Raw genomic sequence first — 10,901 nt, 5'->3', positions numbered from 1 at the left:
ATATATAATGCTTTTTCTGGTTTATGGAGATCTTCTAAATGAGTGTAAATGAGGAAAAAAATCCACCTCAGGCTCCCATTCGCAATAAAAACGAACTCGCCGAAATGTTTTATTGCTACTGACTTTTATCTTTATTCTCGCGGGGCTCGCTTATACCGCTTACTGGTTTATGGTTCTTAGACATCATGAAACCACAGATAATGCCTACGTAACAGGCAATCAAATTATGGTTATGCCACAAATTTCAGGCTCGGTAACGACTGTCTATGTGGACAATACAGACTACGTAAAAGCAGGTGAACCTCTAGTCCAATTAGATGATAGCGATGAAATACTTGCATTAGATAAAGCAAAAACCGCTTTAGCAAATAGTGTCCGTCAAATGCATCAGCAAATCATCAATGGTCGTCAATTAAAAGCGAATATTGTTTTACGTGAAACTGAATTGGCAAAATTGCAAAATGATCTGCGTCGTAGAGAAGTATTAGGCGAGCGAAATGTCATTGGAAAAGAAGAACTCCAACATGCAAGAGAAGCTGTTGCCACGGCAAAAGCGGCATTAGATGTAGCAAAAGAGCAATATAATGCTAATCAAGCCATTATCTTAACCACGCCTATTGCACAACAACCGTCTGTATTACAAGCTGCAACAGAAGTGCGTAATGCATGGCTAGCTTTACAACGAACAAAAATACTAAGTCCTGCTGAAGGTTATGTCTCACGTCGTAGCGTTCAAGTTGGTGCACAAGTTGCACCGGGTAAACCGTTAATGGCCGTCGTACCTGTCACAGGTATGTGGATAGACGCTAACTTTAAAGAGACGCAACTGGCCAATATGCGTATCGGACAGCCCGCGAAAATAACCACTGATTTTTATGGTAAAAAAGTTATTTACCATGGTCGTGTACAGGGATTAGATATGGGAACAGGCAGTGCATTCTCACTATTACCGGCACAAAATGCCAGTGGTAACTGGATAAAAGTAGTTCAGCGCTTACCGGTACGTATTTCCCTTGATGAAAAAGAAGTTGCAGAAAAACCGCTACGTATCGGTTTATCCACTGAAGTGACTGTGGATACCGTTAATCTTGATGGAAAAGTATTATCACAGAGCGAACGTCAAGCACCGGCTTATCATACTGATGCACTCACTATTGATATGTCAGAAATCAATTCATTGATTAATGAAATCATTGAACAAAATGCAGGATGATAAAGCGAGGTGTAAAGGTGATTAAAGAACCCTTACAAGGAGGAAAACTTGCTATAATGACCATCGCACTTGCGCTGGCCACTTTTATGCAAGTTCTCGATTCAACAATCGCTAACGTAGCCATCCCGACAATAGCGGGTAACTTAGGTGCATCAAATTCTCAAGGCACTTGGGTTATTACCTCATTTGGTGTTGCAAATGCTATCTCAATTCCTATTACTGGCTGGCTGGCAAAACGTATTGGTGAAGTACGCCTCTTTATGTGGTCAACAGCACTATTTGCCTTAACATCATGGCTGTGTGGTATTTCTCAAAGTTTAGAAATGCTGATCTTTTTCCGTGTACTTCAAGGTTTAGTCGCAGGCCCCTTAATTCCGTTATCACAAAGTTTGCTATTGAATAACTATCCACCAGCAAAACGCAATATGGCATTAGCGTTATGGTCGGTTACCATTGTCGTTGCACCTATTTTAGGCCCTATTTTAGGTGGCTATATCAGTGATAATTACCATTGGGGATGGATCTTCTTTATTAACGTACCTTTTGGTGTGTTAATTATTATGTGCATCTCAAATACATTATCGGGTCGCGAAACCAAAACGGAAATTAAACCAATAGATACCATTGGTCTCGTACTATTGGTGGTTGGTGTTGGTGCACTACAGATCATGCTTGATCAAGGTAAAGAGCTGGATTGGTTTAATTCAACTGAAATTATTGTACTTACTATTATTGCTGTAGTGGCGTTAAGTTTCTTAATTGTGTGGGAGTTAACTGACGAACACCCTGTTATTGATCTTTCTCTGTTTAAAAGTCGCAATTTCACTATTGGCTGTTTAACCCTTAGTCTCGCTTATATGATCTATTTCGGTACTATTGTGTTGCTCCCTCTCCTGTTGCAAGAAGTCTTTGGTTATACCGCAACATGGGCGGGTTTAGCTGCAGCCTCTGTTGGTTTATTACCGCTGATCATTACACCAATCATCGGAAAATTTGGTGGAAAAGTCGACTTACGCTATATCATTAGCTTTAGCTTTATTATGTTTGCGGTATGTTTTTATTGGCGAGCTTATACTTTTGAACCCGGAATGGATTTTGCCACAGTTGCTTGGCCACAATTCTGGCAAGGTTTAGGTGTAGCATGTTTCTTTATGCCATTAACCACGATGACTTTATCGGGATTACCTCCGGAGAAAATGGCCTCGGCATCCAGTTTATCTAATTTTTTAAGAACCTTAGCGGGTGCAATTGGCGCATCATTAACGACAACCATTTGGACACAAAGGGAGTCATTACATCATGAAACCTTTGTTGAAAAAATTAATCCACTCGATCCCGATGCACAATTGGCTTTTCAACAGATGAGAGAATTGGGGCTTTCTGATGAACAAACCTCGGCTTATTTAGCTAAAACAATCACTGAACAAGGTCTGATTATTTCAGCGAATGAAATTTTCTGGCTAGCGGCAGGAATATTCATTTTAATGCTGGTGGTTGTTTGGTTTGCTAAACCGCCATTCTCACCGGGTAAATAACCATTAATGAATTGATTAGTTAATTAAAGAAAAATCCCGCTGAACATGGTGAACTGACTGCAGTTCATTATTCAGCGGGATTTTTAAATCATCTAACAATTAAATAATTAGCCGTGATGTTGACGCCACCATTCAGCCAATAACACGCCAGAAGCCACAGAGACATTTAAGCTTTCAATATGGCCTGTACCACCAATGTAAATGCTCATATCCCCTTGTTTTAACGTGCTATCACTTAAGCCATCCTTCTCTTGACCTAAGATTAATACCATTTTTTCAGGTAATTGAGCTTTTGCTAGTGGCACACTTCCTTTGTGACTTGAGGTTGTCACTAAGGTATAGCCAACCTGTTTAAACTGCTCTAATGTCTGAGAAAAATTATCAGCATCAATTCCTTGAATATACTCGGCACCACCTTCTGCGGTACGTACTGCTGCACCAGATTCTAGCACTGATGAGTCGGGAGAAATGACGCCTTTCACACCAAAATGAGCACAGCTACGCATAATAGCACCGACATTATGTGGATTACCCACATCTTCAAGCGCTAAGACACAATCTTTTGTTGGTGCATCTTTTAAATAGGTTTGTGCATCATGGCCAACACGTTTTTTGATTAAGAAACAAACGCCACCATGATGATCCGTACGCGCCGCTTTAACCATCTCTTCTTCTTCAACAACATGGTAAGCTTTACGATTTGCCGCCATCCATTTTAACGCTTCACGAAAACGAGGTGTTACTTCTTGTAAGAACCAAGCTCGAACAATGGCTTCTGGACGGTTTTTAAACATAGCCTGACAAGCATTTTCACCATAGATACGCGTCTCTTCTAAACGCTGACGGCGAAGCTGTTCGGGATCTATTTGGCTTTTACCAGTAATTCCATCATGCTCTTTTAATGGCTCATCTCCCGGACGAGAAATCGTTTTCCATGGAGAATAATTACCACCTTCACTATCGTTATCACGTAAGGAGCTTGATCCACTGCGTGATGGATTACGTCCTGAAGACTTACCTGCACCACGTTCATCACGACGAGAAAATTTGTTATCACCGCGTTTATCATCACGACGATGACTACGGTCAGTATCACCACGAGCATTATTAGGGCGGCGGGATGGTTTTTTAGGTTTATTATCGGCACTGTCCTCACTGCGGACATACATCACTTTTACTTTGCCGTTTTTACCTTCATAAGAATCGTTCATTAGTCTCTCCAACTGCAATAGGGGCGCAGATTACATGATAGTTTAGCAACTGTCACCGAGAGAATCACGCAGAGTAAGAGATAAACCTATATCAAAAAACACTCTCTTTAAAAATAAAATTAGATTTAGCTTTTTATTAATAAAAAATAGCTTTTATATCAATAACTAAGATAGCCATTCATCATTAGATTTAACAATACAAAAAAGTGTATCCATAATTAATTTTTTCCTAACATCATGATTAAATGTGGTTTGCTCACCACAACTTAGGTTTAGAAAGTCTTTTCCTGTTTTTTGTAATACTGTTTCTATTGTGGATATTAAATCATCTTCTTTTTCATGATTAAATTTATTCCATTCATTATGTAAACTATCAATATAATTAAGCGCCAAAAGACCACATCCATTAGGTACATTTTCTTGTAGATTATATTCTATATTGATAGTATTAAATCCTTTTTTTTCTAGTTCAATTAATAAGTTATGACGTTCATCTTTTTTGCTTGAGGGCAATGAATCACATAAAAAACAGCTATCTTTATAAGTCAATAACGCAACCCAATGGTTATTATTGACTAAAACCACATAATTTTTTAACTCCGCGGATCCTTTGCTATTTTCTATTTTTTTAAGTATTGATTCATAGGAACAAATATCACACTGATAGGATTGAAATGACGCCCAAGACTCTAATTCAGATGAAGATATATATCGATTATTATTACTTACGCTTTCATTACTATTGGCCAATACGCTATCATTACATTTTATATTTAAATAATTATCAACCGCTGAGATAAAAACATTCTCCCCTTTTCCCTTTTGTCTAGCAATCGCTTCCTCACAAGCCATTGCACTTAATAAAGGTCGTTCTTTAAAATACTCTTGATCCTCTTTTATTTTTATTTCATAGAGTAATTTGACTAATTCTTTAATATCTTCTCTTATCGAGTTGTTTAATTTTGGATAAATCAAGTAGAGCTGATTAGTTGCATATAAGCTTATTTTTATATCATCATGAAACATGATGTTTACTAAATAATCTAAATCTATTGAGCTTCCATTCCTAACTGCATCAGCGAGTTTATTTATTTGATTTTTGGCAGTCTCAAGATTAACATCCACTCTACTATTATTAATGACCTGAGTATCAAAGATATTAAATAGGTTTTTTATTTCATTATCTGTAATACTATTTTCATTATTATAAAAAAGGATTTGTGTTACCTTCATAAGTCACCAAAATTTATTAAATAATAATAATCCTACCACTATACGGTAAATAAACTTTCATAAAAAACAACTGATAGTAGACCTTTGGGTATCATGGTAATATTCATTCCTTTATTTATGATTGTGGTCTTTCTGTTATGCATGACAATGCGGTTTCTCGACTTCGTCAATATCGAGTTTCTATCTCTACACGCCCATATAAAGCCAGAGGCTTTCGTGTTAAACGATGCACTTTTTGTTTATTACCTGAAAAACAGTGTCTGTGTGACACCATCATTCATCAAACCGCGAAAAGCCGTTTTTGTTTAATGATGTACGATACAGAAGTGATGAAACCAAGTAATACAGGAAAATTAATTGCCGATGTTTTACCCGATACACTTGCCTTTTTATGGTCACGTACCGAGCCTGAAAAAGCCTTACTTGATGCAATTAATGATCCGCATCGACAAGCTTATGTCGTCTTCCCAGACAGCTATGCTTCTCCTTCGCGAAAAGTTTATCACCAGTTACCTGCAAACAGTAAGCCACCGCTATTTATCTTACTAGACGGCACTTGGACAGAGGCGAGAAAAATGTTTCGTAAAAGCCCCTACCTTGATGCATTACCACTGTTTTCAATTAATGAAGCCAGTAAATGTGACTACATGCTCCGTCAAGCAGCAAGAGAAGAGCAACATTGTACCGCTGAAGTTGCCGCTTCTATTTTAGCCAATGTCGGCGATGATTTAGCGTCACAACAGCTTTTTTCTCATTTTAGTTACTTTCGTCAACAATATTTAATTGGAAAACCAGACAGATGTCAGGCAAAAGAAGAGTAAATCAGCTACATTGAATACAGTTTATCATAAACTTAGGAGTTGATATGAGCCAGCGAGGCCTTGAAGCACTATTACGTCCTAAATCAATTGCGGTGATTGGCGCCTCTGACAAAGTAGACAGAGCAGGAACCACAATGATGAAAAACTTACTCAGTGGTGGGTTTAATGGGCCAGTCTTTCCAGTCAATCCGACTCGCAATTCTGTTTCTGGTGTTTTTACTTATCCTTCTATTGATAAACTCCCCCAAGTACCAGACTTGGCAATTATCTGTACTCATCATCGCCGCAATCTTGAACTTCTTGAGCAATTAGGTCAATCAGGCTGTAAAGCCGTGATTGTTCTTTCAGCACAATCAGAACAATTTCAAGCTATTAAGACACTCTGCCAGCAATACCATATTCGCTTGTTAGGTCCAAATAGTTTAGGTTTATTAGCCCCTTGGCAAGGCTTAAATGCCAGCTTTTCACCCCTTCCTGTAAAAAAAGGCAAATTGGCATTTATCTCACAATCAGCAGCAGTAGCTAACACCATCCTAGATTGGGCGTATTACCGCAATATTGGCTTTTCCTATTTTATTGCATTAGGTGATAACCAAGATATCCAAGTTGATGATTTACTGGATTTTCTGGCAAGAGATAGTAAAACCAGTGCAATATTACTGCATTTAGAGCATATTCATGATGCAAGGCGCTTTATGTCTGCCTCACGTAGTGCATCACGCAATAAGCCAATACTAGTTATAAAAAGTGGTCGAACACAAAAAGCCCAATTACTCTTAGGCGATACGCCAAGTTATGATGTTGCTTATGATGCAGCCTTCCAACGCGCAGGACTGTTACGCGTACAAGATACTCATGAGATGTTTTCAGCGGTTGAAACCCTCAGTTATATGACGCCATTAAAAGGCGAGAAACTGATGATCATCAGCAATGGTTCAGCTCCTGCGGCAATGGCCGTAGATGAATTATTTTTACAGTCAGGCAAATTAGCACAATTATCTGCTGATACTCAGCAACAATTGCAAGCCATTGTGCAAGACACATCTGCTATTCGTAATCCGCTTAATTTAGGTGATGATACCACGGTAGAGCGCTATATTAGGGCAGTGAATTGTCTATTAGATAGCCATGATCATGATGCATTACTCTTAATTCATACACCAAGTGCTATTGCACCAAGTATTGAAACAGCACAAAAAGTTATTGAAGCAATTAATAAGCACCCCAGAAGAAAATGGCTCACTCTATTTACTAATTGGGGAGGCGAATATTCATCTCAACAATCACGTAAATTATTTAGTGAAGCGGGTATTCCCACTTATCGCACTCCTGAAGGCGCAATTACCGCTTTTATGCATATGGTGGAGTACCGCCGAAACCAAAAACAACTAAAGGAAACGCCGGCATTACCTTTAGAAATAAAAATGAACACCCAGCAAGCCCATCGCTGTATTGAAGACGCTCTCGACAAAAAACAGTATCGCCTTGATACACACCAAGTCCAGCCCATTATGGAAGCCTATGGCTTTAATACTTTACCTACTTGGATTGCTCATAATGCACAAGAAGCGGTCAGTATTGCAGAAAAAATAGGTTATCCGGTCGCGCTGAAATTACGCTCTCCTGATATACCTCATAAATCGGAAGTTCAGGGGGTTATGTTATATTTAAGAGACAGCAATGAAGTTGAATCGGCTGCACATGCCATTATCGAGCGGGTAAGCGAGCTTTACCCACAAGCGAAAATTCAAGGACTATTAGTACAAAGTATGGCAAACCGTGCAGGCTCCCAAGAGCTACGTGTTGCGATTGAACAAGACCCCATCTTTGGCCCCCTAATTCTATTAGGAGAAGGAGGTGTTGAGTGGCAAATCGAAACAAAAGCTGCCGTTGCTTTGCCACCACTTAATATGGCGCTAGCTCGTTATCTGGTTATTAATGCAATAAAAAGTGGCAAGCTCCAACCTAGAAGTGCATTACAACCACTGAATATCCTAAGCTTAAGCCATTTTTTGGTGCAAGTTTCACACTTACTATTAGATTGTCCACAAATTGTCAGGCTCGACATACATCCGTTGTTAGTATCGGGTAATGATTTCACTTTGTTAGACGTGGCTATGGAGCTGTCACCAATCGAAGGCGATCCTCATCAAAAACTTTCTATTCGCCCGTATCCCAATGAATTAGAAGAAACTTTCTTTTTAAGAGATAGCAAACCTTGTTTTATTCGACCTATTTTGCCTGAAGATGAACCTCTACTAAAAACCTTTATTAATCAAGTGACCAAAGAAGATCTCTATTATCGCTATTTTAGTGAGATCAGCGAATTTACCCATGACGATCTCGCTAATATGACACAAATTGATTACGATCGTGAGATGGCTTTTGTCGCCATTCGCCACCCTCACGATGATCCAGAAATTATTGGTGTTGCTCGAGCTATGGCAGATCCTGATAATCAACAGGCTGAATTTGCTATCTTGGTACGCTCTGATTTAAAAGGTAATACACTGGGTCACCAATTAATGATGAAATTAATCAACTATACTAAGGCGCATGGCATCAAACGGTTAACTGCCATTACCATGCCTGAAAATCGTAATATGATAAGTCTTGCTAAAAAATTAGGGTTTTCTGTGGAAGTACAGTTTGATGAAGGAATAGTCAATCTCAACTTGCTTCTTGATCCTCTCAGTGATGTATAGTGATAAAATCGCGAATAGAAAATTTCTGAATGTGATTATTCACACATCCTAAGAGAAATTCACTCTATAAGATGATTTTATGCGTACATCCTATATAACTAATGTTATGATCAGAAGATCGGTTACAGAATTTTTTACATAGAAGATGACTCTTTTAGTCATCATAAACAAGAGAAATAAGCACTGTGATGTTGTCTAAACTAAAACTTGCTAAGCATCAACAACACCTTGCACAACTGCCTAAATTAGCTCAGTCAGTTGCTGATGTTGAAACGCTTTATCAGACATCCGCGTTTCGCAGCACCTTATTGAAATATATCGCGCAAGCTCAAAAAGAGATTTTTATTACCGCACTCTATCTAGAACATGATGAAGCGGGCGAGGAGATCCTTGAAGCACTTTATACCGCAAAACAACAACGTCCTGAACTTTCCATCACCGTTATTGTTGATTGGCATCGTGCTCAACGCGGTCGTATAGGTGTCTCTGCTGATGCAACAAATGCAGATTGGTATCATAAAGTTGCACAACAGCATCCTGATGTTGACGTCCCTATTTATGGTATTCCTGTTAATACACGTGAAGCATTAGGCGTATTACATCTAAAAGGGTTTATCTTTGATGATACGGTTATTTACAGTGGTGCAAGTATTAATAACGTCTATTTGCATAAACTTGATAAATACCGTTATGACAGATATCACATCATTCATAATGCTGAACTCGCAAACACAATGAAGCAATTCATTGTCGATAGCCTTTTGCAATCAGATGCTATTCAACGTCTTGATTCAGAAGAGAGAGTGCGTTGTGCAGAAATTAAAAATTGTATCCGTCAATTCCGCTTTAATTTACGCACACATGATGGTTACGATATAAAAGGAAATGCCTCAAATAATCAGTTAACAGTGACTCCATTAGTCGGCTTAGGCAAGAAAAATATCTTGAATAAGACTATTTCCCACCTCATGGCCGTGACTGAAGAAAAGTTGGTTATTTGTACACCTTATTTTAATTTACCTGCTATTTTGGTGCGCCAAATTAGTCATTTACTGAGAAATGGTAAACAGGTTGAGATTATTATTGGTGATAAAACGGCAAATGACTTTTATATTCCGCCAGAAGAGCCCTTTAAAATAATAGGTGCTTTGCCTTATTTGTATGAGATTAATCTTCGTAAATTCACCCAACGTTTTCAACGTTTTATTGATAATGACCAATTAACAGTAAGGCTTTGGAAAGACGGTGATAATACCTATCATTTAAAAGGCATGTGGGTTGATGATGAGTGGCAATTAATTACAGGTAATAATCTAAACCCTCGAGCTTGGGGATTAGATCTTGAAAATGCCATCTTAATTCACGATCCACATCATGAATTACATGAACAACGCCATAAAGAGTTAGCTTGTATCAGAGAAAAAACACTGATTGTTAAAAGTTATCAACAATTAGAGAGTATTAAATTTTACCCTCTAAAAGTGAAAAAATTAATTAAACGTTTACGGCGTATCCGTGTTGATAGACTAATTAGTCGTATACTCTAATTTAAATATACTGCTAAGCACTATTTATAAGCCTTACTTAAAATAAGTAAGGCTTTTTTGTCGCTATAATCCACTATACTTCAACTTATTAAGATTTAAGCTCAACTATCTAACGATCAAGATATAGTAATAAGGCGTGGATATTATATGAAACTAAAGCGTAATGGCTTCTATCTGATAGTTTTACTTTCACTCGTCACGTTAAATGGTTGTCAATCCTTTCATGTTGCCAATGATAATTGGCAAGGAAAAGATAAAGCACAGCATTTTTTATTTTCTATGGTAGCCTCCGCAGGAGCTAATGCTTACGCAGCTCATCAGAACTATTCTTATCGAGAAGGATTAGTTATTGGCTTATCCTTTTCAATAAGTTTAGGCGTCGCTAAAGAGCTTTATGATAGTCGACCACAAGGTACGGGATGGAGCTGGCATGATTTTGCTTATGATGTGGCAGGAGCCGCTGCTGGCAGTTTACTCTATCAGCAATTGAAATAACTCTTTTCCTAAGTTAAAGGATAAAATTGAGAATAAAAAATATCAAACGCAAAAAAGCCAACCCATTGGGTTGGCTTTCTCGTCTTATTTAATGCTTGGCAGTTCCCTACTCTCACATGGGGAGACCCCACACTACCATCG

At 38.3% G+C, this 10,901-nt stretch carries 7 protein-coding genes and 1 pseudogene; 6 read left to right on the top strand and 2 right to left on the bottom strand.

What is annotated here, in order from left to right; translation table 11 throughout:
• Positions 1–38: 38 nt before the first annotated feature.
• Both emrA and emrB read left to right on the top strand, forming a co-directional pair.
• A pseudogene (gene emrA, locus ACYUCW_RS17175) lies at positions 39–1,213 on the top strand (multidrug efflux MFS transporter periplasmic adaptor subunit EmrA).
• Positions 1,214–1,230: 17 nt separating this feature from the next.
• A complete protein-coding gene (gene emrB, locus ACYUCW_RS17170; protein WP_135091764.1) occupies positions 1,231–2,748 on the top strand; it encodes a multidrug efflux MFS transporter permease subunit EmrB in 1,518 nt (505 codons plus the stop codon).
• Between the two features lie 107 nt (positions 2,749–2,855).
• Here the strand turns inward: emrB and ACYUCW_RS17165 are convergent, their stop codons facing one another.
• Together ACYUCW_RS17165 and ACYUCW_RS17160 are read right to left on the bottom strand one after the other, a co-directional pair.
• Positions 2,856–3,959, bottom strand: a complete 1,104-nt coding sequence (locus ACYUCW_RS17165; RefSeq protein WP_460409127.1) for a tRNA/rRNA methyltransferase — start codon at positions 3,957–3,959, stop codon at positions 2,856–2,858.
• A gap of 165 nt (positions 3,960–4,124) precedes the next feature.
• The gene (locus ACYUCW_RS17160) at positions 4,125–5,192 is read right to left on the bottom strand and encodes a C48 family peptidase (protein WP_163748740.1); all 1,068 of its coding nucleotides are present in this window, start codon (positions 5,190–5,192) and stop codon (positions 4,125–4,127) included.
• Between the two features lie 137 nt (positions 5,193–5,329).
• Here ACYUCW_RS17160 and ACYUCW_RS17155 point away from each other — a divergent pair, with 137 nt between their 5' ends.
• The 4 genes from ACYUCW_RS17155 (at position 5,330) to ACYUCW_RS17140 (ending at position 10,760) form a co-directional block, all read left to right on the top strand.
• Positions 5,330–6,013, top strand: a complete 684-nt coding sequence (locus ACYUCW_RS17155; RefSeq protein ID WP_460409125.1) for a tRNA-uridine aminocarboxypropyltransferase — start codon at positions 5,330–5,332, stop codon at positions 6,011–6,013.
• Between the two features lie 44 nt (positions 6,014–6,057).
• Entirely contained in the window at positions 6,058–8,718 is a 2,661-nt protein-coding gene (locus ACYUCW_RS17150) for a bifunctional acetate--CoA ligase family protein/GNAT family N-acetyltransferase (protein ID WP_460409123.1), read from the top strand.
• Between the two features lie 188 nt (positions 8,719–8,906).
• Positions 8,907–10,265 (top strand): CDP-diacylglycerol--serine O-phosphatidyltransferase, encoded by a 1,359-nt coding sequence (pssA, locus tag ACYUCW_RS17145; protein WP_004246096.1) that lies wholly within the window; start codon positions 8,907–8,909, stop codon positions 10,263–10,265.
• 147 nt (positions 10,266–10,412) lie between these two features.
• Positions 10,413–10,760 (top strand): YfiM family lipoprotein, encoded by a 348-nt coding sequence (locus ACYUCW_RS17140; protein WP_004247412.1) that lies wholly within the window; start codon positions 10,413–10,415, stop codon positions 10,758–10,760.
• Positions 10,761–10,901: the final 141 nt, after the last annotated feature.

Source organism: Proteus sp. MB838, assembly GCF_054767435.1.
The sequence above is the reverse complement of the archived record's forward strand: the minus strand, read 5'-3'. Positions and strand labels throughout refer to the sequence as shown.

Excerpts from the sequence above, each read along its gene's own strand:
- ACYUCW_RS17165 (WP_460409127.1), bottom strand. The coding sequence starts at position 3,959 with ATGAACGATTCTTATGAAGGTAAAAACGGCAAAGTAAAAGTGATGTAT.
- ACYUCW_RS17160 (WP_163748740.1), bottom strand. The coding sequence starts at position 5,192 with ATGAAGGTAACACAAATCCTTTTTTATAATAATGAAAATAGTATTACA.
- ACYUCW_RS17155 (WP_460409125.1), top strand. The coding sequence starts at position 5,330 with ATGCATGACAATGCGGTTTCTCGACTTCGTCAATATCGAGTTTCTATC.
- ACYUCW_RS17150 (WP_460409123.1), top strand. The coding sequence starts at position 6,058 with ATGAGCCAGCGAGGCCTTGAAGCACTATTACGTCCTAAATCAATTGCG.
- pssA (WP_004246096.1), top strand. The coding sequence starts at position 8,907 with ATGTTGTCTAAACTAAAACTTGCTAAGCATCAACAACACCTTGCACAA.
- ACYUCW_RS17140 (WP_004247412.1), top strand. The coding sequence starts at position 10,413 with ATGAAACTAAAGCGTAATGGCTTCTATCTGATAGTTTTACTTTCACTC.